The organism is Streptomyces sp. NPDC057694 (genome assembly GCF_042799415.1).
Classification (GTDB): Bacteria; Actinomycetota; Actinomycetes; order Streptomycetales; family Streptomycetaceae; genus Streptomyces.
On the sequence record NZ_JBHVIX010000004.1, the window covers coordinates 362,051 to 387,784 of the forward strand.

The following is a 25,734-nucleotide window of genomic DNA, read 5'->3' on the forward strand; positions in this document are numbered from 1 at the left end:
GTACACGTGACTGCGCCTGCAAAGCCCCGTATCCCGAACGTTCTCGCCGGACGCTACGCCTCCGTCGACCTCGCCACCCTCTGGTCCCCCGAGGAGAAGGTGAAGCTGGAGCGCAAGCTCTGGCTCGCCGTGCTGAAGGCCCAGAAGGACCTCGGGATCGAGGTGCCGGACACCGCGATCGCCGACTACGAGCGGGTGCTCGACCAGGTCGACCTGGCCTCGATCGCCGAGCGCGAGAAGGTCACGCGGCACGATGTGAAGGCCCGTATCGAGGAGTTCAACGCGCTCGCCGGGCACGAGCAGGTCCACAAGGGCATGACGTCCCGCGACCTGACGGAGAACGTCGAGCAGCTCCAGATCCGGCTCTCGCTCGAGCTGGTCCGGGACCGCTCCGTCGCCGTCCTGGCGCGCCTTGCCAAGCTGGCCGGTGAGTACGGCGAGCTGGTCATGGCGGGCCGCTCGCACAATGTCGCCGCGCAGGCCACCACCCTCGGCAAGCGTTTCGCGACCGCCGCCGACGAGCTGCTCGTCGCGTACGGCCGGGTCGAGGAGCTGCTGAACCGCTACCCGCTGCGCGGCATCAAGGGCCCGGTCGGCACCGCGCAGGACATGCTCGACCTGCTCGGCGGCGACGCGGCGAAGCTGGCCGATCTGGAGGACCGGATCGCCGGTCACCTCGGCTTCGCGCAGGCGTTCACCTCCGTCGGCCAGGTCTACCCGCGCTCGCTCGACTACGAGGTCGTGACCTCGCTGGTGCAGCTGGCCGCGGCGCCCTCGTCGACCGCCAAGACGATCCGGCTGATGGCCGGGCACGAGCTCGTCACCGAGGGCTTCAAGCCGGGCCAGGTCGGCTCGTCGGCGATGCCGCACAAGATGAACACCCGCTCCTGCGAGCGCGTCAACGGCCTCATGGTGATCCTGCGCGGCTACGCGTCGATGACCGGCGAGCTGGCGGGCGACCAGTGGAACGAGGGCGACGTGTCCTGCTCGGTGGTGCGCCGGGTCGCGCTGCCGGACGCGTTCTTCGCGCTCGACGGTCTCCTCGAGACGTTCCTGACGGTGCTCGACGAGTTCGGCGCGTTCCCGGCCGTCGTCGCCCGCGAGCTGGACCGCTACCTGCCGTTCCTCGCCACGACCAAGGTGCTCATGGCGTCGGTGCGCGCGGGCGTCGGCCGCGAGGAGGCCCACGAGGCGATCAAGGAGAACGCGGTCGCCTCCGCCCTCGCCATGCGCGAGCAGGGCGCCGAGCGCAACGAGCTGCTCGACAAGCTCGCCGCCGACTCCCGCATCCCGCTGGACCGCGCCCAGCTCGACGCTCTGATGGCGGACAAGCTGTCGTTCACGGGCGCCGCCGCCGGTCAGGTCGGCCAGGTCCTCGGCCGCATCGAGGAGATCGTGAAGCAGCACCCGGACGCCGCCGGCTACACGCCGGGGGCCATTCTCTGACGCGACCCCGGCGCGGACCCCGAGGCCGCCCGTGACCGTCCGGTGCCGGACGTCGTCACGGGCGGCTTCTGTTTGCGCGTGACCTGTGGCCGATCAACAAATATCGTTCCGACCCCTTCTACGTACCGACTAGTCGGTACTAGCCTCGCGGCGGCGAGCACGCGCTCCGGCGTGCGGCTGACCAGCACAGGAGGCAAGGTGACGACCTCGTTCACGCTGCGGGGGCCGGGCGGACGTCGGCTCGACCACTACCCCGAACGCGGCGCCCGCTACTGGTACTTGGGGATCGTCGTGCTCGTCACGATCGTCCTGTACTACCAGCTGTACGTGCAGTACGCGGTGTCGACCGCGATCATCGCCGAGTACCACATGACGTTCCTCTACTTCGTGTACATCTCGGTGGCCGCGAACGCGGTCGGCGCGTTCGCCTCCCTGGCGGCCGGGTTCGCCGACCGCTGGGGCCGGGCGAACATCGTGGTCTACGGGCTGCTCGTGGTCGGCCTGCTGACCACGTTCGCGCTGCCCCAGGCACCGGGGAAGACGAGCTATCTGCTGCTCTACTGCGCCGTCGCCCTCGTCGAGGGCATGATCCTCGTCGCCACCCCCGCCCTGATCCGCGACTTCTCCCCGCAGTTGGGCCGGGCCTCGGCGATGGGCTACTGGACCATGGGGCCGATCATCGGCTCCCTCGTGGTCACGGCCGTCACCTCGCGGACGTACGGGGACGGGACGAGCTGGCAGGACGAGATCCGTTTCGCCGGCATCAGCGGGCTCGTACTCTTCGTGATCGCCCTGTTCGGGCTGCGCGAGCTGGCTCCGGCCCTGCGCGACCAGATCATGGTGAGCCTGCGCGACCGCGCGCTGATCGAGGCCCGCGCCAGAGGCATCGACACCGCTGCCGCGCTGCAGGGCCAGTGGCGGCAGATGATGCGCCTCGACGTCATCGGTTCCGCCGTCGCCATCAGCCTGTATCTGCTCCTGTACTACGCGGCCGTGGGCAACTTCGTCCTCTACTTCGCGACGACGTTCGGCTACTCGGCGCAGCGCGCGAACGCCCTGCTCAACTGGTACTGGGGCGCCAACGCGATCTCCCTCGTCCTCGCGGGACTGTTCTCCGACCGGCTGCGGGTGCGCAAGCCGTTCATGCTGGCCGGCGCGCTCGGCTCGATCGGGTTCACCCTCGCCTTCACGCTGCACGCCACCCAACCCCACACCGGTTACTACACGTTCGCGTTCATCGTCGCCGGGATCGGCGTGACCAGCGGTATCGCCTACTCGCCATGGATGGCGAGCTTCACAGAGACCGTGGAGCGGCACAATCCGGCGGCCACCGCGACAGGCCTCGCGATCTGGGGCTGGATCGTGCGCATCACGGTGGCGCTCTCCGCCGCCTTCGTCCCGCTCGTCGTGAACACGGTGACGCCGTTGATCGAGCACGGCACCGAGGTGAAGACGGCCTCGGTACAGGCGGCTCCCGCGCTGGCCGTCACCGAGGCCCACCCGAAGCTGTTCGCGGAACTCGACCGGTACGGACCGGGCAAGGTGCCCCCGGCGCTGCTCGCCCGCGCACAGCGGGAGGTCGGCGCCGACGGACTGCGGACCGTGCAGAAGGCGGCACCGCAGCTGAAGATCCTGCGCGAGCACGGCGCCGAGGTGCAGCGGGCCGATGCGGACAACCCCGGCGCCTGGCAGACCTGGTGGTGGGTGTGCCTGGGCGGACAGGTGCTGTTCCTGCCGTTCGTCTTCGTCATGACCGGCCGCTGGCGCCCGCGCGACGCGAAGCGTGACCTCGAGGAGCACGAGGAGTCCGTGGCCCGCCAGGTCGCCGGCCTGCGGCACGACGCCGAGGAAGGAAGCACCGTATGAGCACCCCCACCGCCCCGCACGCGCTCACCGCCCTGGAGCAGGCAGCCGCCGTGCGTGCCGGAGACCTCACTCCCGAGGAGCTGGTCCGCCACCATCTCGCCCGCGCCGAGGCCTTCGACGAGTCCTTCGGTGCCTTCGTGACGCGTACCCCCGAGGCGGCGCTGTCCGCGGCGGCCGCGCTGCGGGAGCGGTCCGGCGCAGAACGGACCGCTCCCCTGTTCGGCGTGCCGACGGCGGTCAAGGACCTCACCGACACCGCCGGGGTGGCGACCACGTACGGCTCGAAGGCGTTCCTCGCGCACGTGCCGTCGGCCGACGCGCACAGCGTCACCAAGCTGCGTGCGGCCGGCACGATCAGCATCGGCAAGACCAACACCCCGGAGTTCGGCTGCTGTTGCTACACCGACAACGACGTCAAGGGCCCGGCCCGCAACCCCTGGGACCCGGCGCTGTCGGCGGGCGGTTCCAGCGGCGGGTCCGCCGTCGCCGTGGCGCTCGGTCTCGTGCCCGTCGCCCACGCGAGCGACGGCGGCGGTTCGATCCGGATTCCGGCCAGTGCGTGCGGCCTGTTCGGCATCAAGCCGTCGCGGGGACGGGTGAGTTCGGGGCCCGCGGGTGCCGAGGTCACCGGTCTGTCGGTGCAGGGGCCCCTGGCGCGCTCGGTGCGGGACGCGGCGGCGCTGCTCGACGCGCTGGCCGGGCCCGAACCCGGCGATCCGCACTGGGCGCCGCCGCTGCCCGAGGGCGAGACGTTCCTCGGCCACGCCGACCGCTCCCCCGGCCGGCTGCGCATCGGCCGGTACGCGACTCCGGCGGCGGAGGGCGTCACGGTCGATCCCGAGTGCGTGGCCGCCTGGGAGCACGCCTCCGCGCTGCTGGAGAGCCTCGGGCACACGGTCGAGGACATCCCCACGCCGTTCGGCCCGGAGATCAGCGATCACTTCGTGTCGGCGTGGGGCGTCCAGTCGCTCGGATACGCGGTCGACGCGGACCGTGAGGCGCTGCTGCGGCCGGTCACGCGGGCCTGGCGGGAGTACGGGCGGACGGTGTCGGGCGAGCGGTTCGCCGCCGCGATCACCGGGATGCAGCGCGCCTCGCGGCGGGCGGTCCGGGCGACGGCCGCGTACGACGTCGTCCTCACCCCGACGCTGGCGACCGTGCCGCGGCCCGTCGAGTACTTCGACGAGTCCGGCGATCCGCTGGTCAATCTGCACCGGCAGAGTGCGTTCAGCGCGTTCACGAGTCCATACAACATGACGGGCCAGCCGGCGGTGAACGTTCCGCTGTACTGGACGGCCGGGGAGGGCATCCCGATCGGGGTGTCGCTGGTCGGGCGGCCCGCGGACGAGGCCACTCTGATCGCGCTGAGTGCCCAGCTGGAGGAGGCACTGCCCTGGCGGGACCGGTACGCGCGGCTGCTGTCGGCGTCGGCTCCGGCGGCACCCGCGCGATGAGCACGGGCGCCGCAGGGCAGCGCGCTACGGCTTGCGGGCGACGACGCCGAACTGCGCGACCAGCGGCCCCTCTTCGGTGCCCTCGGTGCGCCAGCGCGCGCAGGAGACGAGGCCGGGCTCCACGAGCTCCAGGCCGTCGAGGAACGCGGTCACCTCGGCGCCGGTGCGGGCGGTGATCGGGGGCGTCGCGTTCTCGTTCCAGAACTTCATCGCCGCCTCGTTGCCCTCCCCGCCCAGTTCCTGGGTGGGGTGGGTGAGGACCACGTAGCTGCCGGAGGGGACGGCGGCGACGAGGTCGCGCACGATGGCCGCGGCCTTCTCGGTGTCGAGGACGAAGTTCAGGATGCCGAGCAGCATGATCGCCACGGGCCGGTCGAAGTCGAGGGTCTGCGACGCGGCCTCGACGATCGCCTGCGGGTCGTGCGCGTCGGCGTCGACGTAGCTGGTCGCGCCCTGCGCGGAACTGGTGAGCAGCGCGCGGGCGTGGGTGAGCACGATCGGGTCGTTGTCCACGTAGACCACGCGGGCGTCGGGGGCGATGCGCTGGGCGACCTCGTGCGTGTTCTCCACCGTCGGCAGGCCCGTGCCGACGTCGAGGTACTGCCGGATGCCCGCCTCGGCGGCGAGGAAGGTGACGGCGCGGCCGAGGAAGGCGCGGTCGGCGCGGGCGACCTCGCCGATGCTCGGGTACATGGACGTGACCATGTCGCCGACCTGCTCGTCCACCTCGTAGTGGTCCTTGCCGCCCAGCCAGTAGTTCCACACGCGGGCGTTGTGCGCGATGTGCGCGGAGATCCGCTGCTCGATCCCTTGCTGCTGCGCGCTGTCTTCGCTCATGTGGTCTCCGTTCCCGCGGTCCTGCCGGGGCGCCGCGTGCGGTGGTGATTGCGGTGATGATGAGGGGTGCCGCTGGTGATCAAGGTCCCATGGTGGCACGGGAGTTCCGCACATGCGTTCCCGGATCGCCTTCGGACCGTCCGAGGACTGTCTCCGGAGCGTCTAGGGAGGCGCCACTCCGGTGACGACGGCCAGGAGTTGGTACGGCTGGTCGTCTCCCTGGTGGGCCACGGCGAGGGCGACCCAGCGCTCGCCGACGCACCACGAGTGCAACTCCTGGGCGCAGGCGCTCAGCCAGCCCCAGGGCTCGGACACCACCGCGCCCTGCTCCAGCGCGCGGGCGTGCACGCTCCACAGACTGAACCGGTACGGCGCTCCCCAGCTCTGCGCGAGCAGCGCCGACAGCTCGTCGCGGTCCGCCTCCGCCCGGTCCTCGGCCTCCTCGCGCGCCCCGTGTCGCCGGGTCAGCTCCGCCACCGCGTATCCGGGTCCGCCCCATCCCGCGGCGGATCTGCCGTGGTCGTCCGGGAAGGGGGACGCCCACAGCTGATCGATGGTCGCGCACTGCTCCGCGAGGTTCACCTTTCCAGTAAAGCGCCCGCCACCGACAACGGCCCGGTCGTGCGTCAGGCGTCCCTGCGGCGCACGCTCCACCAGCCGGCGAGGACGGCGGCCGCGGCCCACAGGGCTGTCACGGCGAGCCCCGACCAGGGGCCGAGGGAGCCCACGGTGTGCTGCCGCAGGATCTGTTGGCCGGCCCGGTCGGGGAGGTAGTCGGCGGCGGAGCCCGCTACATCGCCGATCACGAACGACACGATCAGCAGGAACGGTACGAGGATGCTCAGCACGGCGACCGCGCTGCGCAGCACGGCGGTGAGGCCTGCCGCGAACAGCGCCATGAGCGCGAGATACACGCCGCCGCCGACGCACGCCCGCACCGCGCCGGGATCACCGAGGCTCAGCGCGTCGTCTCCCGCGAAGGCCTGCCCCGCGACGAACGCCGTGCAGGTGGTGACCGTGCCGACGACGAGCGCGCAGCCTGCGACGACCGCGGTCTTCGCCGCGTAGAACAGACCGCGGCGCGGGACGGCGGCGAGGGAGACGCGCAGCGCCCCGTTCAGGAACTCGCAGGAGACGGCGGTGGCGCCGAAGGCGAGGGCGGCGATCTGGCCGAAGTTCAGGGCGTAGAAAGCACCGAGGAGGTGGTCGTCACCGCTCGCGACCTCTGACCGGCCGACGGTGGCGAAGACCAGGACCGTGACGCCGACGGTGGCCGCGAACACGGCGATCAGCGAGCCCAGGCTGCCGCGCAGCGATCTGATCTTGATCCACTCGTAGTGCAGCACGGCGGCGGACGGGACAGCGGTACGGGGCATGGTCACGCCTCCTGGAGGGGCGTCGCGGCGAACTCGGTGTCGCCTGCGGTCAGGGTGAGGTAGGCCTGCTCCAACGAGACCTGCTCATCGGTGAGTTCGAGGAGGGGGATGCCGTCGGCGGCGGCCAGGGCGCCGATCTCGGCGGCGCGGGCTCCGTCGACGGTGCAGCGGCCGTCGTCGGCGAGCGTGACGGTGTGCCCCGCGCGCGTGAGCACGGCGTGCAGCCGCGCAGGGTCCGTGCTGCGCACCCGGGCCCGGCGGGCGCTGTGCGCGGCGATGAAGTCGGGCATCGGTGTGTCGGCGAGCAGTCGGCCGCGGCCCAGGACGACGAGGTGGTCGGCGAAGGTCGCGGTCTCGTTCATGAGGTGGCTGGAGACCAGCACCGTGCGTCCCGCGCGCGCGAGGCCGCGCAGCAACTCCCGGATCCAGACGATGCCTTCGGGGTCGAGCCCGTTCGAGGGTTCGTCCAGGAGGACCGCCTCGGGGTCACCGAGCAGGGCGGCCGCGATGCCGAGCCGCTGGCGCATACCGAGCGAGAAGGTCTTGACGCGTCGCCCGGCCACCGCGGCGATGCCGGCCTGTTCGAGCACGTCGTCGACGCGGCGCACGGGAAGGCGGTTGCTGACGGCGAGCGCCAGCAGGTGGTCCCGTGCGGTCCGCGCGCCGTGGGCGGCCTGCGGGTCGAGCAGCGCGCCCACCCGGCGCAGCGGTGCGTCGTACGCCGCGTAGGGGCGGCCGCCGATGAGCACCGTCCCCGAGGTGGGGCGGGCGAGGCCGAGGGCGAGCCGCATGGTGGTGGACTTCCCGGCGCCGTTCGGGCCGAGGAAGCCGGTGACGCGGCCCGGTTCGACGCGGAAGGTCAGCCGGTCCACCGCGCGCGTCGTGCCGTACTCCTTGGTGAGGTTCTGGACGTCGATGCTGGTCATGACGCCAGCCTTGTGGACGGACCGGGGTCCGGTCCTCCCCCGCCGGTGGGGCGCGTCTCCCCCGCCCGGGGGAGCCGTGCCGGGCGGGCCGGCTGACACGATGAGCGCATGCCCCGCTTCCCGGGACCGCTGACACGAACGGTCACCTACACCCGCTGGCTCCATCTGCTGTGCGCGTCGGTGTTCGCGTTCGTGTGCGGCGCGGTCTTTCCCGGTCTCTCGTCGCCGACCCTGCGCGACTGGCTGCTCGTCTACGTGGTTCCCGTGCCGTTCCTCCTGGTGGTCGCCCTGCTCCCGGTGGCCCGGCGCGCGGAGGGGCTGCAGGCGCGGCTGATGCTGTTCCCGGGCGGGCACGCGCGCGTGGCGGGCGACGGCGCGGAGAGCGGGGTCTCGGTCGCGGCGTCCGCGTCCTGGCAGGACCGTGGGCGGACCGCCGTATGGCTGGTGCTGCGACTGTTCCTGGGCCTGTCCGTGGCCCTTGCGACCGGGCAACTGATGGCGCTGGTGCTCGAATTGGTCTCGGCCGCGGCGGGACACCCGGCGGACACGCTCTCGGTGCTGCCCGCACCGGACGCGGGCGTGGCGTGCGCGCTGCTCGTCCCGGTCCCCGTACTCGTCCTGCTGTACCTGGTGGCGGGCGCCGGGTGGATGCTCGCGCGGGCCGCGCATCTGCTGCTCGGGCCGTCGGCCGCGGAACGGCTCGCCGCGCTGGAGGAGCGCACCGAGCAACTCCTCGAACGCAATCGCATCGCGCGGGAGCTGCACGACTCCATCGGGCACGCGCTGACCGTGGCGGTGGTGCAGGCGGGTGCGGCGCGGGCGGCGGGCGACCCGGCGTTCACGGAGCGGGCGCTGGACGCCATCGAGGAGACCGGCCGGGCCGCACTGGAGGACCTGGAGCGCGTACTGCTGGTGCTGCGTGAAGCGGAGCAGCCGGCCACCGGCCGCCCGACGCTCCAGGAGGCGGACCGGCTGCTCGACTCGGCTCGGGCGTCCGGGGCCACGGTGCAGGTGGCCGTGGACGGGCCCCTGGAGACGGTGCCGGGGCCGGTGTCCCGCGAGGGCTACCGCATCCTCCAGGAGGCGCTCACGAACGTCCTGCGGCACTGCGGAACCGTTCCGGTCACCGTCGGTCTCCGCGTCGCCGACCGGCGACTCGTCCTGGAGGTCCGCAATCCGCTTCCTGCGGGCCGTGCGTCCGGGGGCGGCGGTACGGGAAGCGGGCTGCGCGGGGTACGGGAGCGGGCGGCGCTGCTCGGCGGGCGGGCCCGCACGGGGCCCCTCGGCGACGAGTGGCAGGTGCACGTCGAGCTGCCCGTGGGGTGACCTACGATGACGCCGTGCCGCTCACCGTCCTGCTCGTCGACGACGAACCCCTGGTCCGCGCGGGCCTGCGCGCCGTCCTCGAAGCGCAGTCCGACATCACGGTGGTGGGCGAGGCGGTGGACGGCGCGGCCGTGGTGCCCCTGGTGCGGGAACTGCGTCCCGACGTGGTCGCCATGGACGTCCGGATGCCGCTGCTCGACGGGATCGACGCCACCCGCGCGGTACTGCGCTCCGTGCCGGACCCGCCGAAGATCCTGGTCATCACTACCTTCGAGAACGACGAGTACGTGTACGGGGCGCTGCGCGCGGGCGCCGACGGGTTTCTGCTGAAGCGGGCGCGGCCCGCCGAGATCGTGCACGCCGTGCGGCTCGTCGCGGGCGGCGAGTCCCTCCTCTTCCCGGCCGCCGTGCGCAGACTCGCCGCCGAGTACGGCAATCCTTCGGCGCGGGCCGCCATGGCGCGCGCTGCGCTGACCGAGCGGGAGTCGGCGGTACTGCGGCTGATGGCACGCGGTCTGTCGAACGCGGAGATCGCCACGGATCTCGTCGTCGGCACCGAGACGGTCAAGTCGCACGTGAGCGCCGTGCTGGCCAAGCTCGGGGCGCGCGATCGCACCCAGGCGGTGATCGCCGCGTACGAATCCGGTTTCGTCGCGCCGGGCTGACGCCCGGTCCGTCCGTTTCGCCCGCCGCCCGGCTGAGCGCCGGCCGCCACAGAAGTGCACCCGGCTCTCGCCGCTGTTCGTTTCGGCGAGTACCATCCGGCGGACACGCGCACTAGCTGGGAGGACTGACGTTGGGGCGGCTGACCGGCGGGGATCCTTCTCTGCTCAGGCGGATCAACTCCGCGGTGGTGCTGCACGCGCTGCGTGCCACGGATTTCGCGACGCTCACCGAGATCACCCGGGTGACGGGGCTGTCTCGGCCGACCGTCGAGGGTGTGGTCGAAGGGCTCATCGAGGCCGGGCTCGTCGTGGAGACGACGGTCGAGGAGCCGGGAGCGCGGCGCCAGGGACGGCCTGCGCGGAAGTTCCGCTTCCGGGCCGAGGCCGGGCATCTGCTCGGTCTGGAGATCGGGCCGCACCGGGTCGCCGCGGTGCTGTCCGCGCTCGACGGCAGGATCATCGGCACGGCCGCCAAGGACGTCGACGAGGCCGCTTGCGCCGAGGACCGCATCGAGCGGTTGCGCGGGACCGTCGCCGATCTGCTGCGGCGGGCCGGGGTGGCCCGAGGATCACTGCGGGCGGTCGGTGTGGGCAGCCCCGGGATCGTGGAGGCGGACGGCACGGTCCGGCTCGGTACGGCGCTGCCCGGGTGGACGGGGCTGCCGCTGGGTGAGCGCCTGCGACGCTCCTTCAAGTGCCCGGTCATCGTGGAGAACGACGCCAACACGGCGGCCGTGGCCGAGCACTGGAAGGGGGCCGGCGTCGACTCGGACGACATGGTGTTCGTCATGGCCGGGCTCAGCCCGGGCGCCGGTTCGCTGATCGGCGGGCGGCTGCACCGGGGGTACGGGGGCGCTGCCGGGGAGATCGGGGCGTTGCATCTGCTGGGGCGTGAGGTGCGGCCCGAGACGTTGCTGTCGACCACCGACGAGCCGTTGCATCCGCTGGACGAGCTGGCCGTGGCGAAGGTGTTCGCGCTGGCGCGGGAGGGTGACGAGCAGGCCGGTGCCGCCATGGAGCGGTTCATTCAGCGGCTTGTGCACGATGTCGCCGCGCTGGTGCTCGCGCTCGATCCGGAGCTTGTGGTGGTCGGAGGGTGGGCCGCCGGGCTCGACGGGGTGCTCGATCCGTTGCGGCGGGAGCTTGAGCGGTACTGCCTGCGGCCGCCTCGGGTGGCGTTGTCGTTGCTCGGGGAGGCGGCTGTGGCGACCGGGGCCCTGCGCTTGGCGCTGGACCATGTCGAGGAGCAGCTGTTCGCTACTGAGGGGACTGTTACCGCTCGGCGGTGATGTGACGCGGGGCGCGGTGCGGCTCCGCCGGTTGCGGGGGTCGTGGCGGGTGCGGCCTGTTCGTGGCTGAGCGCGCAGTTCCCCGCGCCCCTGACCGGGCGCGGGGTGATGGGCTTTAGGACGCCTGGGTTTGGGGGGTGTGGTGGATTTCTACGTCTGGGGTGTCGCCGAAGGTGAGGCGGCAGGTGTCGGCTCGGTAGGTGGCCATGGAGACGGCCGCCGTGGTGCCCTCGCTGAAGTAGCGGGTCGTCACCACCAGGACGGGAGCGCCGGGGAGGCGGTCCAGTTCCTTGGCGTCGTCGGCGCGGGCCGAGCCCAGCTCGACCGCGCGGTCCTGGCCGTCGAGGCCGAGGCGCTGCAGCTCCCGCAGGACGGCACGCGCGCGTGCGGCGCCGGACGGGGCGTCTATGGCCGTCAGGTCGGGCACCGACGCCGAGGGAACGTAGAGCAACTCGGCGGCGACCGGCTGCCCGTGCGAGACGCGCGTGCGGCGCAGTACGTGCACGCTCTCGTCCGGGGCGGTCTCCAGCATGTCGGCGACGGCGGCCGGGGCCACGTCGAGGACGCAGTCGACGGCCTGCCAGGCGTCACCGCTCGCGCCCGGCCAGGCGTGGCCGGTGGCGGAGACGTCCACCCCTACGCGCGGCGGCGCGACGGTCGTGCCGACACCGCGGCGGCGCTGCAGCCGGCCTTCCAGCTCGAGCTGTTCGAGTGCCTGCCGGAGCGTGGCCCGGGCGACGCCGAAGCGAGCCGCGAGATCACGCTCGTTCGGCAGGATCTCCCCCACGGCGAACTCCGAGTCGAGCGCCTCGCTGAGCACGGTCTTGAGGTGCCAGTACTTCGGCTCCGGTGCCGCTTCCAACTGCGTGGTCCCCACCCTGTCCTCCGCAACAGCCGTGTTCCGGCGGCTTTTTAGCGCCCTTGTTTATTAAAGGTTCCTGCACTATCTCTGCGAGCGTAGGGCCGCCCCGGGGACTTGGTCAAGACCAATCATCGATCGGCTGCGGCGCACACAGGGCCCGCGCCGCAGAGCATTCATGGAGCGCCGCACGGTGTTCACACGGCGTTCGTGAGGCGTGGATGAACGGCGTATGAGAAGTCGCACAAGAAGCGGCCGTAACCGGCTGGGCGCGACGAGCTCCCTACAAGAGCCCTTGCAGTTTGTCCGGGTTCCGCACGATGTAGATATGCTGGATCCTGCCCCTGGAGACACCCAGTTGGAAGAGTGCGTCGGGCTTGCCGTCGACGAGAGCGAGCAGCGCGGGTGCGCCGTTGATCTCCGCGAAGCGGAACTCGAACCCGAGGCCGGCGTCCTTGGCCGCGGCGCCGCGCAGGAACCGCGCCACCTTGCCGGCGGACTCGATGACGCGCAGCGGCGCCTTGGACTTGCCGCCGCTGTCGCCGACGAGACGGACGTCGGGGGCGAGCAGGGCCAGCAGGCCGTCGAGGTCGCCTCCGGCCGACGCGGCGAGGAAACGCTCGGTGAGATCGCGCTGCTGGGCCGGGTCGACGTCGAACCTGGGGCGCCGTTCCTCGACGTGCTTGCGCGCGCGGGCGGCGAGTTGGCGCACCGCGGGCTCCTCGCGCTCCAGTACGGCGGCGATCTCGGCGAAGGGCAGCGCGAACGCCTCTCGCAGCACGAACACCGCGCGTTCCAGCGGCGAGAGCGACTCCAGGACGACGAGCACGGCGAACGAGACGGTGTCGGCGAGCACCGCCTGCTCCGCCGTGTCGGGCACGGTCGGCCCGAAGTCGGTGACGAGTGGTTCGGGCAGCCAGGGGCCCACGTAGGACTCGCGACGCGACTGCGCCTCGCGAAGCCGGTCGAGGGCGAGGCGCGTGGTGACGCGCACCAAGTAGGCGCGTGGTTCACGGACCTCGCTCCGGTCGGCGCGGGACCAGCGCAGCCAGGTGTCCTGCACGACGTCCTCGGCGTCGGCGACGCGGCCCAGCATGCGATAGGCCACGCCCATGAGGACGGGACGGTGCTCCTCGAAGGCGTGGAGGGAGTCGTCGGTCGGCGTTTCGGCGGCCACGCCCCCATCCCATCCGACGCATCAGCTCCTGTCCAGGCGGAACCGGGACGTCCGCGCACACAATGGGCGGGCGCGCGCCGATGGGCGGCGAGGCGCACGGGGAGGCACTTGTGAGGTACGCGGTTCTGGGCACCGGCATCGTCGGACGGACCCTCGCGAGCAAGCTGATCGAGCTGGGGCACGACGTAAGGATGGGCGCGCGCAGCAAGGACAATCCCGCGGCCCTGGCGTGGGCGCAGGAGGCGGGCCCGCGAGCGAGCGCCGGAACGTTCGCGGACGCCGCGGAGTTCGGTGAGCGGGTCATCGAGGCGGTCGGCGGAGGAGTCGCCCTCGCGGCGTTGCGGGCGGCCGGCGCGGAGCATCTGGACGGCAAGGTCGTCATCGACACGTCGAACAAGCTGGAGCCGTTCGAGGGCGGCATGCGGCTGGCGTCGCTCGACGACATCGGCAGTGTGGGGGCACAGCTGCAAAGTGCGTTCCCACGCGCGCGGGTGGTGAAGACGCTCAACACACTGACGAGCGCGCTCATGGTCGCCCCGGCCGCGCTGCCGGGCGAGCACCAGCTCTTCCTCAGCGGCGACGACGCGACGGCCAAAGAAGCCGTGCGGGAGCTTCTCGGCGAGTTCGGCTGGCCGCCGGAGCGGGTGATCGACCTGGGCGGGATCGAGACGGCGCGCGGCGTGGAGCTGCTGATGCCGCTCTGGCTGAACCTCTTCGGCAACAGGGGGCACGCGCACTTCAACTGGCACATTCAGACGGGAGATTGAGCCCCGGAGGCGGCCCCCTTCGTCCGCCCCCTTGAACTGGACGCTACTCGGCGGTAATTGTTGCTGACAAGGAGTCTAAGAAACCGTCGCGGCGTGACGGGGACAGGGAGCGAACGACATGGCGGAACAGGCCTCCTTCACCATCGAGAGCCCCGGCGGACCGCGCGAGGTGACGCTCACGTACGAGCGCGCGGGCGCCGGGGAGCCGCTGCTCCTGCTGCACGGGATCGGCCACCACTGGCAGGCGTGGCAGCCGGTGCTGCCGATCCTGGCCGCCGAGCGCGACGTCATCGCCGTGGATCTCCCGGGATTCGGCTCGTCCCCGGCGCTGCCGGAGGGGCTGTCCTACGACCTGTCGAGCGTGGCGCCCGTCCTGGACGCGTTCTGCCGCCATCTGGGCATCGGGCGGCCGCATGTGGCCGGGAACTCGCTGGGCGGCCTGCTCGCTCTGGAACTGGGCCGCGAGAAGCTCGTACGGTCCGTCACGGCGCTGTCCCCCGCCGGGTTCTGGACGCAGGCCGAGCGCCGGTACGCATTCGGCACGCTGCTGGCGATGCGGCAGGGCGCGCGGGTGCTGCCGCTGCCGGTGATCGAGCGGCTGTCCCGCTCGGCGGCCGGGCGGACCGCGCTGACCAGCACCATCTACGCGCACCCCGGCCGCCGTTCACCCGACGCCGTGGTCGCCGAGACGCTGGCGCTGCGCAACGCGACCGGGTTCCGGCAGACCCTCGACGCGGGGCGCGGCGTGCAGTTCCGCGACGACGTCCCCGAGGTCCCGGTGACGGTGGCCTGGGGCACCCGGGACCGGCTGCTCGTGCGCCGTCAGGGGATCCGCGCCAAGCAGGTCCTGCCGGGGGCCCGGCTGGTCAGGCTGCCGGGCTGCGGTCATGTCCCGATGCACGACGACCCCGCGCTCGTGGCGCGCGTCGTCCTCGACACCAGCCGCTGACGGCTCGGCCGCCCGGACCCGCGCCGCCGACCGGCGTCCGCCCCACACCCCCGAGCCCAGGGCGACACCGGCACCCACCAGTGCGCTGCCCGCCGCCTGCGCGGCGCCGTAGGTTCCCGAACCGACCAGCGGAGCCGTACAGGCCGCGGCGACCGGGATGAGGCCGGAGAACAGCGTGGCGCGTTCGGCGCCGATCCGCTGCATGCCCATGTACCAGCACACGAAGCCGACCACCGTGACGACCGCCGCCTGCCACACCAGAGCGGCGGTCTCCGCGGCGTCCGGAACGCGCAGCCAGGAAGCGCCGTCCACGGCCAGGCCCACCGCCGCCGACTCCAGTGCCGCGACGGCACACACGGTGCACGACAACAGCCGCGGGCCGAGGGGCGCGAGCACGGGCCCGGCGAGCACCGCGAACCCCACCTCCCCGGCGAGGGCGCCCGCGGAGAAGGCGATCCCGAGGACGTCCGTGCGCCCCCACCCCTGCACCGTGAACGCTCCCGCGGCGACGAGCGACGCGCCGTAGAGGACGGTTCGCCGTGGCCGTCGCCCGGACAGGAGCGGCACCAGGACGGCGACCACGACGGGCGCGCAGCCCACGAAGACACCGGGGACGGCGGGCTCCGCCGAGCGTTCCGCGGCGAGCACGGCGAGGTTGAAGCCGACCATGCCGACGGCCGCGAGCAGTGCGAGCCGCGCCCATTGGCGGCCGCCGAGAGTGCGGAGCGGGACGAGTCCGAGACCGGGCAGGAGCAGCAGGCAGGCGGCGCCGTAGCGCAGGAACTGGCCGCCCGCGTACGGGTAGGCGCCCAGGACGCTGTTGGCGGTGAAGGAGCCGCCGACCAGGACGCAGGCGACGGCGGCGAGCAGAGAACCTCGAAGTGACGGGGCGTTCATGTGGTCGACGCTAGGAGCGGGAGTGGTCCCGCAGGAGAGCCACTTGATCGGGTTTCTCGTGGACCAATCCCCGGTCCACCGGGAGCAGTAGGGGCTCCGCGGAGGCCGGTCAGCGCTCGGTCAGGCGTCGGTCAGCGATCGGTCAGCGGGCCTCACTAGGGTCCAGCGTCATGAACATCGAGTCCCCTTCACCGGCCGCGTCGTCGTCTCCGTCTCCGTCCCCGTCCCCATCACCTTCCGCAGCCTGGGAGTTGCTGCTGCCCGCCGTCGGCGTGCCGGTCCGTGCACGCGGTCGGTCGTTGCAGTCCGCGCTCCGGGAGGCGGTGCGGTCGGGGCGGCTCGGGCCGGGTACGCGGCTGCCGTCTAGCCGGGATCTGGCGCGGGATCTCGGGGTGTCGCGGGGCCTGGTCACCGAGGCCTACGAGCAGTTGACCGCCGAGGGGTATCTGCGCAGCGGCCGGGGTGCCGGGACCTGGGTCGGTGACGCGGTGCGGGCGGCGCCGCCAGGGGCTTACGACCTCGCGCCGCGCACTGCGCCCGGCGTGCGGGCCGACTTCGTGGCGGGCAGCCCGGACCTGTCGCTGTTCCCCCGCGCCGCCTGGGCCGCGGCGCAGCGCGACGTGCTGGCCGGGCTGCCGCACCAGGGGCTCGGCTATCCGGACCCGCGCGGGCTGCCCCGGCTGCGGACGGCCCTCGCCGAGTTGCTGGCCCGGCGCCGGGGCGTGGTGGCGGACCCCGAGCGCGTCATCGTGTGCTCCGGGGTGACCCAGGCGGTGACGCTGCTCGGCTTCGTGCTCCGGGCGCGCGGGCAGCGGCGCGTCGGCGTGGAGAACCCCGGCAGCCCGCAGTACGAGGACCTGTTCGCGGCGGCGGGCTCCACGGCGGTGCGCGTCGCCATGGACGCGGACGGGCTCTCCATGGATGCGCTGCGCGCCTCGGGGGTCCGCACGGTGGTCACGACACCCTCGCACCACTTCCCGTCCGGTCTGGCGTACTCGGCGGCGCGCAGGACACAGCTCCTCGCCTGGGCGCGCGCGTCGGACGGTCTGCTGGTGGAGGACGACTACGACGGCGACTTCCGCTACGACCGCGCTCCGGTCGGCGCGCTGCAAGGCCTCGATCCCGCGCACGTCGCGTACGCGGGCTCGGTGAGCAAGTCGCTGGCGCCCGGTCTGCGGCTGGGCTGGATGGTCGTGCCCGACGGCCTGGCCGAGGAAGTCGTGGAGCGCAAGCGCTACATGGACCTGGGCAATCCCGCGCTCGACCAGGCGACGCTGGCCCGGTTCATCGAACGGGGCGATTACGACCGGCAGTTGCGCCGCTGCCAGCGCGCCTACAAGGAGCGCCGGGACGCCCTCGTGACCGCTCTGAGGGACCATCTACCGGGGACCGAGGTGACGGGCATCGCGGCCGGTCTGCACGCCATCGCCGCACTGCCGGTCGACTCCGCCCGTCAGGGGGACCTCCTGGACCGGTGCGCGGCGGCGGGCGTGTCCGTCCGCACGCTGAGCCAGTACGGCGGCGATCCCGACGGGGGCGTCCGCCTGGTGCTCGGCTATGCGCACCTCTCCCCCGCCCGCATCACCGAAGGAGTGCGTCTTCTGGCGTCCGCAGCAAGGGACTTGGACCGCCCGCGTGCGCACAGCGCGAGCCGGAGTCCGCGCGGGAGGGGGCCGTCCCCGTAGGAGGCAGGCAGATCTTCTTCTGGGACCGAGCCCGGACCGGGGCCGGGGCCGGGGCCAGGTTGCGCGCGCCTGGTTCCCTGTCGGTCGGAGCAGTTGTTCACTTGGGGTTCGTGTGCGTGCCGTGGTGACCCAGTAGGTGTGGGTTCGCGGCGCCGCGCGCTCGTCCGCGCTCGTTTTTGGCACCGCACCGCTGTCGAAACCGTCACTGGAGGCGCCCATGTCGCACCGTCCGTCACATCCTCTGCCCGGCCGCCGAGGAGTGCTGCGCGGCGCGGTCGCCGCGTCGGCGGGGCTCGCTCTGCCGGCGGTCGGCGGTGTCGCGGCGCCCGCGTTCGCCCTGTCCGGGCGTCCCGAGGCGGGCTGGGGTGTGCAGGCCGGAGACGTCACCGCGCACTCGGGCCTGATCTGGGCGCGCGCGGACCGGCCCGCGCGGATGATCGTGGAGACGTCGGCCACCGAGTCGTTCAAGCGGGCGACGAGATGGCACGGTCCTCTGGTCGGGCCGGGCACCGACTTCACCGGGACGACACGGCTGCACGGTCTGCCGTCCGGCGAGCAGATCCACTACCGGGTGCTGCTCGCCGACCCGGACGATCCGCGGCGCACGGGCAAGCCGGTGACGGGCACGTTCCGCACCGCTGCGGCCGGGCGCCGTGGCGGCGTGCGGTTCCTGTGGTCGGGCGACATCGCGGGCCAGGGCTGGGGCATCAACCCGGACCGGGGCGGCAACCGCGTCTACGAGGACATGCGCGCCCTGGACCCGGACTTCTTCCTGTGCAGCGGTGACAACATCTACGCCGACAGCCCGATCCTGCCCAGCGTGACGCTGCCCGACGGGCGGGTGTGGCGCAATGTGACCACCGAGGAGAAGTCGAAGGTCGCCCAGACCCTCGCCGACTTCCGCGGCGCGTTCCGCTACAACCTGCTCGACGACAACGTGCGCCGTTTCAACGCCCAGGTCCCCACGATCACCCAGTGGGACGACCACGAGGTCCACAACAACTGGTACCCGGGGCAGATCCTGGACGACGACCGCTACACCGAGAAGAACACCGACGTGCTGTCGGCGCGCTCGCTGCGGGCGTTCAGCGAGTACTTCCCGATCTCGACGCTGGGGCCGGGCGACAAGGACGGCCGCGTGTACCGGGTACTGCGGCAGGGCCCGCTGCTCGACGTGTTCGTGCTCGACATGCGCACGTACCGCAACGCGAACTCGCCGGACCGGCAGCCCGACGACGCGACCGGCATCCTCGGCGCCGAGCAGCTGGCCTGGCTGAAGCGGGAGTTGTCGCGCTCGCGGGCCACCTGGAAGGTGATCGCCTCCGACATGCCGCTGGGTCTCGTGGTGACCGACGGCGCCACGAACTTCGAGGCGGTGGCGCAGGGCGACCCGGGTGCGCCGCTCGGCCGCGAACTCCAGATCGCCGAGCTGCTGCGGCACATCAAGCACCAGCGGATCACGGGCACGCTGTGGCTGACGGCGGACGTCCACTACACGTCGGCGCAGCACTACGAGCCGTCGAACGCCGCGTTCCAGGACTTCGAGCCGTTCTGGGAGTTCGTGTCGGGGCCGCTGGCCGCGGGCGGCTTCCAGGCGACGAAGCTGGACGGGACGTTCGGGCCGCGGCAGGTGTTCATCAAGGCGCCGTCGCGGGCCAACACCTCGCCCATGGAGACGCCGCCGTACTTCGGCGAGGTCGAGATCGACGGCGGGAGCGGGGAGCTGACCGTACGGCTGCGACAGGAGGGCGGGGACGTCCTGTTCGCGCAGACGCTCCAGCCGGGGCGGGTCGGGCAGTAGCCCGGCGCTGAGGACACCCGAAGGGACAAAACAGGCATAAGCGTTCTTTACCCATCGGACACACATCGTTCGTGATCGCGCAACACCACTCCTTCACAGTGGATGCATGAGTCCAGACATGTCTGATGTGACGCGAGTGAAGCACGGCCGTCCCGTCCACCATTGGCGCCGGGATCTGGTGGAACTGGCAGCCCTGTTCACGGCGGTGGCCGTGGCCGACGCGGTGGCGAACATGATCGGGCACGGCCCCGACGGGCCCGGGCTGCTGGTGGTCTCGGCGGTGGCGCTGCTCGCCACCGTCGGGTTCCACGTGTGGTGGGCACGACGCCACGAGCACGCTCCACCCACGGCGGATACCGGCGCCCCGCCGTCCGCCGCCCAGGAGGACGGGGCGCCGACGGCCGGGCGACAGGACACGGCCGGGCTCGACCCGGCGCGCAGCACGCTGTGGCGGATGCGGACCACGGTGCGCGACGAGCCGGGTTCGCTCGCCGCGCTGTGCACGGTGCTGGCCCAGCGGCGGGTGGACATCCTCAGCCTGCAGACGCACCCGCTGGCCGAGGGCACCGTCGACGAGTTCCTGCTGCGCGCCCCGCAGGACACGGCAGCCGCCGACCTGACCCGGATCGTCTCGCGGGCCGGCGGCGCCGACACCTGGATCGAGCGGGCCGACGCCCACGACCTGGTGGACGCGCCCACCCGGATCCTGGGTCTGGCCACGCGCACGGCGCAGGACGCCGCCGAACTCCCCCTCGCGCTGCGTCAGTTGCTGGGCCGTTGCACCATCAGGTCGCTGCCCGCCAAGGCCGCGGCCGACAAGCCGGCCGAGGGCGGCTTCGACACCACGGAGCTGCGGCTGCGCACCCCGGACGGCGGTCTGATCACGGTGGAGCGGCCGTATCTGCCGTTCACCCCGACCGAGTTCGCCCGCGCCCGCGCCCTCGTGGAGCTGGACACCCGGCTCGGCCCGCGCATCCCGCGCGGCCGGGACGTGCTCACCCTGCCCGAGGGCAACGAGATCACGGTGCGCCGCGCGGACCTCTCCGACGTGCCGGCCGCCAAGGAGATGCACGAGCGGTGCTCGGCGCGGACGCTGAGCATGCGCTACCACGGCCCCGTCGGCGACGCCGACCGCTACCTGACCCACCTGCTCAGCCCGCGCTTCGGCCGCACGCTGGCCGCGCAGACGGCCTCCGGCCGGATCGCCGCCCTCGGCCACCTGCTGTGGGACGGCGACGAGACGGAGCTCGCGCTCCTCGTCGAGGACGGCTGGCAGCGCCGCGGCGTCGGCGCCGAACTGCTGGGCCGGCTGGTCGCGATGGCCGTCGAGGCGGGCTGCGAGAGCGTGTACGCGGTGACGCAGGCGTCCAACACCGGAATGATCGCGGCGATGCGCGGCCTCGGCCTGCCGCTGGACTACCAGATCGAGGAGGGCACGCTCGTGATCACGGCACGCCTCGACGCGACGCCGGTGGCGTCGAGGCCGCCGTACGAGAGGGACGCCCAGGCGTAGCAGCGCCCCACCGCCGGTACCAGGAGCGGCTACTCCTTGACGGGGTCGGCGCCGGGTCGCTTGACGATCCGGTCGCCGGCCTCGACCGACTTCCACAGGTCACGGCCCACTCGCACCTTGGTGGTGCTGCCGTCGGCGAGCCGGATCTCGACGTAGCGGTACATGTTCGAGCCGTCGGTCATCCCGCGGGACTTGTCGACGACGACGCCGTCCCAGGATTCGTCTCGTCCTGCTTTGCGTGATTTGAACATGCCGCGAGTGTACGAGGAGTTGCCGCTCCGAGCGCTCTGTCGAGATCGGCCCACAGGTCGTCCACGTCCTCCAGGCCGACCGAAAGACGCAGCAGCCGGTCGCTCACCCCGGCGGCTCTGCGGTCACCGGCCGCGACCACGCGGTGGCTGATGGACGCCGGGTGCTGGATGAGCGAGTCGACGCTGCCGAGGCTGACCGCGGGGGTGATCAGCCCGACCCCGGCGGTCACCGCGTGCGGGTCCCCGGCCACCTCGAAGGCGACCATGGCGCCGCCGATGCGGGGATAGTGGACGCGGGTGACGCGCGGGTCGCCGGCCAGCCGTGACGCCAGTTCCGCCGCCGTCGCCGACGCGGCCCGCACCCGTACGGGAAGCGTCGCCAGACCGCGCAGCAGGAGGTAGCCCGCGAGCGGATGCAGCACCCCGCCCGTCGCGAACCGCATCTGGCGCAACTGCCCCGCGAACGCCTCGTCGCAGGCCACCACACCGCCCAGCACGTCGCCGTGCCCGCCCAGATACTTCGTGGCGCTGTGCAGCACGAGCCGGGCGCCGCTCTGCGCGGGTCGTTGCAGCACGGGCGTCGCGAAGGTGTTGTCGACGAGCAGCGGAACGGTTCCGCAGCCGTGCGCGACGGCCCGCAGGTCGACCTCCGCGAGGGTGGGGTTGGCGGGCGACTCCACCAGCACCAGACCGGTGTCGGGCCGCATCGCGTCGGCGATCCCGGCCGGATCGACCCAGGTCACCTCGGTGCCGAGGACGCCCGTGTCGAGGAGGTGGTCGCTGCATCCGTACAGCGGGCGGACCGCGACGACATGGCCCAGGCCCGCTGAACGGCGTACCAGCAGGACGGCGGTCAGGGCTGCCATGCCGCTGGCGAAGGCGACCGCGGCGTCGGTGCCCTCCAGGCGCGCGAGCGCCGTCTCGAAGCGGGCGACCGTCGGATTGCCGAGGCGGCCGTAGACCGGCGGGCCGTCGTCGAGGACGCCGTCGGCGGCGAACGCGTCGATGCGGGCCGCCTCGGCCCGGCTGTCGGCGGACGGGTAGGTCGTCGACAGATCGATGGGCGGGGCGTGCAGGCCGAGCGCGGCGAGGTCGTCGCGGCCGGCGTGCACGGCTTCGGTGGCGAGGGCCCGGGTACGGGGGCGCGCCACGTCATCCTGGTGGTCCGTGATGTGGTCCGTGTGGTCCGTGGTGTGGTCCATGCCCCACAGCCTGAACACATGACCGACCATATGGTCCAACTCCCGTGCTACGTTCGGCGGATGACCGATTCCGTCGTACTCGATCCGGTTGATCTGGAGATCCTGCGGCTGTTGCAGAACGACGCCCGTACGACGTACCGGGATCTCGCGGCGCAGGTCGGTGTCGCCCCCTCGACCTGTCTGGACCGGGTGAGCAGGCTGCGCCGCGGCGGGGTGATCCTCGGGCATGCGCTGCGGGTCGATCCGGCGCGGCTCGGCCGGGGTCTGCAGGCGCTGCTGTCGGTGCAGGTGCGGCCGCACCGGCGGGAGCTGGTGGGCCCGTTCGTGGAGCGGATCCGGGCCCTGCCCGAGGCCCGCACGGTCTTCCATGTCACCGGGCCCGACGACTATCTGGTGCAGGTCGCCGTCCGCGACATGGCGGACCTCCAGCGGCTCGTCCTCGACGAGTTCACGTCACGGCGCGAGGTGGCGCGGGTGGAGACCCGGCTGATCTTCCAGCAGTGGGAGTGCGGCCCGCTGCTGCCGCCGCAGTCCGCCCCGGGTGCGCCGACCGCGTATCCGGGTGACGGGAGCCCCTGACCCGTACGAGGATGTCCGCATGTCAGACATTGCGCACACCCCCCGGCAGGTCGCGGACGCCTACGTCGACGCCCTGATCGACCTGGACCCGGTCACCGGCACCTATCTCGGCGTCCGCACGGCCCACAGCAAGCTGCCCGATCTCTCGCCCGCGGGCCTGGACGCGGTCGCCGCGCTGGCGCGGCGGACGCTGGAGCGGCTCGACGCGGCGGAGCGCGAGCCCGCCGCCGACAGCGACGTCGAGCGGCGCTGCGCCCGGCTGCTGCGCGAGCGGCTCACCGCCGAACTCGCCGTGCACGACGCCGACGAGCACCTGCGCGCCGTCAGCAACCTGGGCTCGCCCGTGCACCACGTGCGGGAGATCTTCACGATCACCCCGACCGACACGGACGAGGACTGGGCGGCGATCGCCGCCCGGCTGCGCGCGGTCCCCGCGGCGCTCGCCGGATACCGCGAGACGCTGACGCTCGGTCTGGAGCGCAAGCTGCACGGCGGGCCGCGCCCGACCGGGACGTTCATCGGGCAGCTCGGCGAGTGGGAGGGGTGGTTCGAGGAGTTCGTCTCGGCGGGCCCCGAGGCGCTGCGCGACGAGCTCACGGTGGCGGCGGGCGTGGCCGACGCCGCGACCCTGGAGCTGCGCGACTGGATGCGGGACGTGTACGCGCCCGCCGTCGAGAGCTCCCCGAACGTGGTGGGCCGCGAGCGCTACGCCCGCTGGTCGCGCTACTACAACGGCACGGATCTCGATCTGGACGAGGCGTACGCGTACGGCTGGAGCGAGTTCCACCGGCTGCTCGCCGAGATGCGTCTCGAGGCGGAGAAGATCCTGCCCGGCGCCGCGACGCCGTGGGTGGCGCTCGCGCACCTCGACGAGCACGGGCGGCACATCGAGGGCGTCGAGGAGGTCCGGCAGTGGCTGCAGGACCTCATGGACGAGGCGATCGAGACGCTCGACGGCACCCACTTCGAACTCGCCGAGCGGGTACGGAAGGTGGAGTCGTGCATCGCGCCCGCCGGCAGCGCCGCCGCGCCCTACTACACGGAGCCGTCGGTCGACTTCTCGCGGCCCGGCCGCACCTGGCTGCCCACGATGGGCGAGACCCGGTTCCCCGTCTACGACCTGGTGTCGACCTGGTACCACGAGGGTGTTCCCGGCCACCATCTGCAGCTCGCGCAGTGGGCGCACGTCTCCGGTGACCTCTCGCGCTACCAGGCGACGGTCGGCATCGTCTCCGCGAACGCGGAGGGCTGGGCGCTGTACGCGGAGCGGCTGATGGACGAGCTGGGGCACCTCACCGACGCCGAGACGCGGATCGGGTACCTGGACGCGCAGATGATGCGGGCGTGCCGGGTCATCGTCGACATCGGCATGCACCTGGAGCTGGAGATCCCGGCGGACTCGCCGTTCCACCCCGGTGAGCGGTGGACGCCCGAGCTGGCCCAGGAGTTCTTCGGCGCGCACAGCAGCCGCCCCGCGGACTTCGTGGAGAGCGAGCTGACCCGCTATCTGTCGATCCCCGGCCAGGCGATCGGCTACAAGCTGGGCGAGCGCGCGTGGCTGCTGGGCCGGGCCAACGCGCAGGCGGCGCACGGTGACGCGTTCGACGCGAAGGCGTGGCACATGGCGGCGCTGTCCCAGGGGTCGCTGGGCCTGGACGACCTGGTGGACGAACTCTCCAAGCTGTAGGCGGACGAACTCCCCGAGCGGTGGGGGGCGTTCAGCAGCCGCAGTCGGCGCCGTCGGCCGGTGCCGTCAGGGGGTCCGCGCTCTGCCGCGCGGACCCCTCCCACGTCTCGTACGGGAAGCCCTCGCGCACCCAGTACTCGAACCCGCCGAGCATCTCCTTGACCTGGAAGCCGAGTTCGGCGAGGGCGAGGGCGGCGCGGGTCGCGCCGTTGCAGCCGGGGCCCCAGCAGTACGTGACGACGGGCACGGACCGGTCGAGGAGCCGGCCGGCCTGCTCGGGGATGAGGGCCGTCGGCAGGTGGACCGCGCCGGGGACGTGGCCCTGGTCCCAGGATGCGGTGGAGCGCGAGTCGAGCACGACGAAGCCCGGTTCGGCTCCGCCGTCGGCGAGTGCGGCGGCGACGTCGGACACGTCGGCGTGGAAGGCGAGGCTCGCGCCGAAGTAGGCGGCAGCGGCGGCGGGCGAGGCGGGGGCGACGCGGAGCACCGGGTTGGTGGCGGTCGCGCGGTCGACGGCGGTCTCGGTCATGGTGGTGGCGGGTCCTCTCCGGGGGGGCGCGGTCGCGCTGTCCCTCACCAGAAATCTACGGCCGGTGATCGTCTTCCTGAAGGGCCGATCCCTGGCATCCCACTTGATCCGCCGGGGATTCCCCGGTTACCTGTGGGACATGACCGATGATTCCCCTGTCGATGCGCCGTCGTACGTTCCCGATGCCACGGACTGGCAGATTCTGCGGGCCCTCCAGAGCGAGGGCCGTGCCAGCTACGCGGAGCTGGCACGGGCCGTGTCCATGTCGGCGAGCGCCGTGACGGAGCGGGTGCGGCGGCTCGAGGAGTCGGGGGTGATCGCGGGGTACTCGGCCGTGGTCGTGCCGGAGCGGCTCGGCCTGCCGATCCTGGCGTTCGTCCGGCTCCGGTACCCGAACGGGAACTACAAGCCGTTCCACGATCTCGTCGAGGTGACCCCCGAGATCCTGGAGGCGCACCACGTGACGGGCGACGACTGCTTCGTCATCAAGGTCGCGGCGCGGTCGATGCGGCACCTGGAGGAGGTCTCCGGGAAGATCGGCACGCTGGGGTCGGTGACGACGAGCGTGGTGTATTCGTCGCCGCTGCCGCGGCGGGCGATCGGGCGCTGAGGCGCTGCCGCGCCGGATCGGCAGGTGGTGGCGTGCAGGTCGC

General features: G+C 72.6%; 23 protein-coding genes and 1 pseudogene. 14 read left to right on the forward strand and 10 right to left on the reverse strand.

The genetic code is table 11. From position 1 onward, the window contains the following. The first annotated feature begins 6 nt into the window (after positions 1–6). The 3 genes from purB (at position 7) to ACFVDP_RS13830 (ending at position 4,766) form a co-directional block, all read left to right on the forward strand. The gene (gene purB, locus ACFVDP_RS13820; protein WP_383488198.1) at positions 7–1,446 is read left to right on the forward strand and encodes an adenylosuccinate lyase; all 1,440 of its coding nucleotides are present in this window, start codon (positions 7–9) and stop codon (positions 1,444–1,446) included. A 198-nt stretch (positions 1,447–1,644) separates the two neighbouring features. Continuing rightward, positions 1,645–3,312, forward strand: coding sequence for an MFS transporter (locus ACFVDP_RS13825; RefSeq protein ID WP_383488201.1), 1,668 nt, complete (start codon positions 1,645–1,647; stop codon positions 3,310–3,312). Beyond that, positions 3,309–4,766, forward strand: a complete 1,458-nt coding sequence (locus tag ACFVDP_RS13830; protein ID WP_383488204.1) for an amidase — start codon at positions 3,309–3,311, stop codon at positions 4,764–4,766. The genes ACFVDP_RS13825 and ACFVDP_RS13830 overlap by 4 nt, the downstream gene beginning before the upstream one ends. A 24-nt stretch (positions 4,767–4,790) precedes the next feature. Here the strand turns inward: ACFVDP_RS13830 and ACFVDP_RS13835 are convergent, their stop codons facing one another. The 4 genes from ACFVDP_RS13835 to ACFVDP_RS13850 form a co-directional block, all read right to left on the reverse strand. Further along, positions 4,791–5,603: an SAM-dependent methyltransferase gene (locus ACFVDP_RS13835; protein WP_383488207.1), complete on the reverse strand. Its 813-nt coding sequence runs from the start codon at positions 5,601–5,603 to the stop codon at positions 4,791–4,793. 162 nt (positions 5,604–5,765) lie between these two features. Then, positions 5,766–6,185, reverse strand: a complete 420-nt coding sequence (locus ACFVDP_RS13840; RefSeq protein ID WP_383488210.1) for a hypothetical protein — start codon at positions 6,183–6,185, stop codon at positions 5,766–5,768. Positions 6,186–6,229: 44 nt separating this feature from the next. Beyond that, positions 6,230–6,979, reverse strand: a complete 750-nt coding sequence (locus ACFVDP_RS13845) for an ABC transporter permease (RefSeq protein ID WP_383488212.1) — start codon at positions 6,977–6,979, stop codon at positions 6,230–6,232. A 2-nt stretch (positions 6,980–6,981) separates the two neighbouring features. Further along, positions 6,982–7,905 carry an ABC transporter ATP-binding protein gene (locus ACFVDP_RS13850; protein WP_383488215.1) on the reverse strand — a complete coding sequence of 308 codons (924 nt, stop codon included), beginning with the start codon at positions 7,903–7,905 and terminating at the stop codon, positions 6,982–6,984. Between the two features lie 108 nt (positions 7,906–8,013). On the opposite strand from ACFVDP_RS13850, the gene ACFVDP_RS13855 reads away from it, so the two are divergent. From ACFVDP_RS13855 to ACFVDP_RS13865, 3 genes are all read left to right on the forward strand, one after another. After that, complete coding sequence (locus tag ACFVDP_RS13855; RefSeq protein ID WP_383488218.1) at positions 8,014–9,231, forward strand: sensor histidine kinase; 1,218 nt, start codon at positions 8,014–8,016, stop codon at positions 9,229–9,231. A 14-nt stretch (positions 9,232–9,245) separates the two neighbouring features. Beyond that, positions 9,246–9,896: a response regulator gene (locus ACFVDP_RS13860; RefSeq protein ID WP_383488221.1), complete on the forward strand. Its 651-nt coding sequence runs from the start codon at positions 9,246–9,248 to the stop codon at positions 9,894–9,896. Positions 9,897–10,027: 131 nt separating this feature from the next. Then, positions 10,028–11,185 carry an ROK family transcriptional regulator gene (locus tag ACFVDP_RS13865; RefSeq protein WP_383488223.1) on the forward strand — a complete coding sequence of 386 codons (1,158 nt, stop codon included), beginning with the start codon at positions 10,028–10,030 and terminating at the stop codon, positions 11,183–11,185. A gap of 115 nt (positions 11,186–11,300) precedes the next feature. On the opposite strand, the gene ACFVDP_RS13870 is transcribed toward ACFVDP_RS13865, so the two are convergent. Continuing rightward, positions 11,301–12,062: a GntR family transcriptional regulator gene (locus ACFVDP_RS13870; RefSeq protein ID WP_383488226.1), complete on the reverse strand. Its 762-nt coding sequence runs from the start codon at positions 12,060–12,062 to the stop codon at positions 11,301–11,303. Between the two features lie 265 nt (positions 12,063–12,327). Beyond that, complete coding sequence (gene sigJ / locus ACFVDP_RS13875; protein WP_383488229.1) at positions 12,328–13,221, reverse strand: RNA polymerase sigma factor SigJ; 894 nt, start codon at positions 13,219–13,221, stop codon at positions 12,328–12,330. 110 nt (positions 13,222–13,331) lie between these two features. Here sigJ and ACFVDP_RS13880 point away from each other — a divergent pair, with 110 nt between their 5' ends. After that, positions 13,332–13,988 (forward strand): NADPH-dependent F420 reductase, encoded by a 657-nt coding sequence (locus ACFVDP_RS13880; protein ID WP_383488232.1) that lies wholly within the window; start codon positions 13,332–13,334, stop codon positions 13,986–13,988. A gap of 118 nt (positions 13,989–14,106) precedes the next feature. Continuing rightward, on the forward strand, positions 14,107–14,937 hold the full coding sequence (locus tag ACFVDP_RS13885; protein WP_383488235.1) for an alpha/beta fold hydrolase: 831 nt from the start codon (positions 14,107–14,109) through the stop codon (positions 14,935–14,937). A gap of 69 nt (positions 14,938–15,006) precedes the next feature. Here the strand turns inward: ACFVDP_RS13885 and ACFVDP_RS13890 are convergent. After that, positions 15,007–15,834: pseudogene (locus ACFVDP_RS13890) on the reverse strand (EamA family transporter); the annotation flags it as partial. A gap of 170 nt (positions 15,835–16,004) precedes the next feature. Here ACFVDP_RS13890 and ACFVDP_RS13895 point away from each other — a divergent pair. The 3 genes from ACFVDP_RS13895 to ACFVDP_RS13905 all read left to right on the forward strand — a co-directional run bounded on the left by ACFVDP_RS13895 (position 16,005) and on the right by ACFVDP_RS13905 (position 20,833). After that, a complete protein-coding gene (locus tag ACFVDP_RS13895; RefSeq protein WP_383488238.1) occupies positions 16,005–17,519 on the forward strand; it encodes a PLP-dependent aminotransferase family protein in 1,515 nt (504 codons plus the stop codon). Between the two features lie 217 nt (positions 17,520–17,736). After that, entirely contained in the window at positions 17,737–19,320 is a 1,584-nt protein-coding gene (locus tag ACFVDP_RS13900; RefSeq protein WP_383488241.1) for an alkaline phosphatase D family protein, read from the forward strand. Positions 19,321–19,438: 118 nt separating this feature from the next. Next, the gene (locus ACFVDP_RS13905; RefSeq protein ID WP_383488244.1) at positions 19,439–20,833 is read left to right on the forward strand and encodes a GNAT family N-acetyltransferase; all 1,395 of its coding nucleotides are present in this window, start codon (positions 19,439–19,441) and stop codon (positions 20,831–20,833) included. 29 nt (positions 20,834–20,862) lie between these two features. Here the strand turns inward: ACFVDP_RS13905 and ACFVDP_RS13910 are convergent, their stop codons facing one another. Both ACFVDP_RS13910 and ACFVDP_RS13915 read right to left on the reverse strand, forming a co-directional pair. Next, complete coding sequence (locus tag ACFVDP_RS13910; RefSeq protein ID WP_383488247.1) at positions 20,863–21,015, reverse strand: hypothetical protein; 153 nt, start codon at positions 21,013–21,015, stop codon at positions 20,863–20,865. Beyond that, complete coding sequence (locus ACFVDP_RS13915) at positions 21,012–22,286, reverse strand: trans-sulfuration enzyme family protein (RefSeq protein WP_383488250.1); 1,275 nt, start codon at positions 22,284–22,286, stop codon at positions 21,012–21,014. The genes ACFVDP_RS13910 and ACFVDP_RS13915 overlap by 4 nt, the downstream gene beginning before the upstream one ends. 60 nt (positions 22,287–22,346) lie before the next feature. Between ACFVDP_RS13915 and ACFVDP_RS13920 the strand changes: the two genes are divergently transcribed. Beyond that, positions 22,347–22,865, forward strand: a complete 519-nt coding sequence (locus tag ACFVDP_RS13920) for an Lrp/AsnC family transcriptional regulator (protein WP_383488253.1) — start codon at positions 22,347–22,349, stop codon at positions 22,863–22,865. 19 nt (positions 22,866–22,884) lie between these two features. Further along, positions 22,885–24,552, forward strand: a complete 1,668-nt coding sequence (locus tag ACFVDP_RS13925; RefSeq protein ID WP_383488256.1) for a DUF885 domain-containing protein — start codon at positions 22,885–22,887, stop codon at positions 24,550–24,552. A gap of 31 nt (positions 24,553–24,583) precedes the next feature. On the opposite strand, the gene ACFVDP_RS13930 is transcribed toward ACFVDP_RS13925, so the two are convergent. Next, complete coding sequence (locus ACFVDP_RS13930) at positions 24,584–25,081, reverse strand: rhodanese-like domain-containing protein (RefSeq protein WP_383488259.1); 498 nt, start codon at positions 25,079–25,081, stop codon at positions 24,584–24,586. A 139-nt stretch (positions 25,082–25,220) separates the two neighbouring features. Here ACFVDP_RS13930 and ACFVDP_RS13935 point away from each other — a divergent pair, with 139 nt between their 5' ends. Then, positions 25,221–25,691 carry an Lrp/AsnC family transcriptional regulator gene (locus ACFVDP_RS13935; RefSeq protein WP_383488262.1) on the forward strand — a complete coding sequence of 157 codons (471 nt, stop codon included), beginning with the start codon at positions 25,221–25,223 and terminating at the stop codon, positions 25,689–25,691. Positions 25,692–25,734: the final 43 nt, after the last annotated feature.

Coding starts and splice junctions, on each gene's coding strand:
- ACFVDP_RS13830 (WP_383488204.1), top strand. CDS start 3,309: ATGAGCACCCCCACCGCCCCGCACGCGCTCACCGCCCTGGAGCAGGCA.
- ACFVDP_RS13835 (WP_383488207.1), bottom strand. CDS start 5,603: ATGAGCGAAGACAGCGCGCAGCAGCAAGGGATCGAGCAGCGGATCTCC.
- ACFVDP_RS13845 (WP_383488212.1), bottom strand. CDS start 6,979: ATGCCCCGTACCGCTGTCCCGTCCGCCGCCGTGCTGCACTACGAGTGG.
- ACFVDP_RS13850 (WP_383488215.1), bottom strand. CDS start 7,905: ATGACCAGCATCGACGTCCAGAACCTCACCAAGGAGTACGGCACGACG.
- ACFVDP_RS13855 (WP_383488218.1), top strand. CDS start 8,014: ATGCCCCGCTTCCCGGGACCGCTGACACGAACGGTCACCTACACCCGC.
- ACFVDP_RS13885 (WP_383488235.1), top strand. CDS start 14,107: ATGGCGGAACAGGCCTCCTTCACCATCGAGAGCCCCGGCGGACCGCGC.
- ACFVDP_RS13895 (WP_383488238.1), top strand. CDS start 16,005: ATGAACATCGAGTCCCCTTCACCGGCCGCGTCGTCGTCTCCGTCTCCG.
- ACFVDP_RS13900 (WP_383488241.1), top strand. CDS start 17,737: ATGTCGCACCGTCCGTCACATCCTCTGCCCGGCCGCCGAGGAGTGCTG.
- ACFVDP_RS13905 (WP_383488244.1), top strand. CDS start 19,439: ATGTCTGATGTGACGCGAGTGAAGCACGGCCGTCCCGTCCACCATTGG.
- ACFVDP_RS13910 (WP_383488247.1), bottom strand. CDS start 21,015: ATGACCGACGGCTCGAACATGTACCGCTACGTCGAGATCCGGCTCGCC.
- ACFVDP_RS13915 (WP_383488250.1), bottom strand. CDS start 22,286: ATGGACCACACCACGGACCACACGGACCACATCACGGACCACCAGGAT.
- ACFVDP_RS13920 (WP_383488253.1), top strand. CDS start 22,347: ATGACCGATTCCGTCGTACTCGATCCGGTTGATCTGGAGATCCTGCGG.
- ACFVDP_RS13925 (WP_383488256.1), top strand. CDS start 22,885: ATGTCAGACATTGCGCACACCCCCCGGCAGGTCGCGGACGCCTACGTC.
- ACFVDP_RS13930 (WP_383488259.1), bottom strand. CDS start 25,081: ATGACCGAGACCGCCGTCGACCGCGCGACCGCCACCAACCCGGTGCTC.
- ACFVDP_RS13935 (WP_383488262.1), top strand. CDS start 25,221: ATGACCGATGATTCCCCTGTCGATGCGCCGTCGTACGTTCCCGATGCC.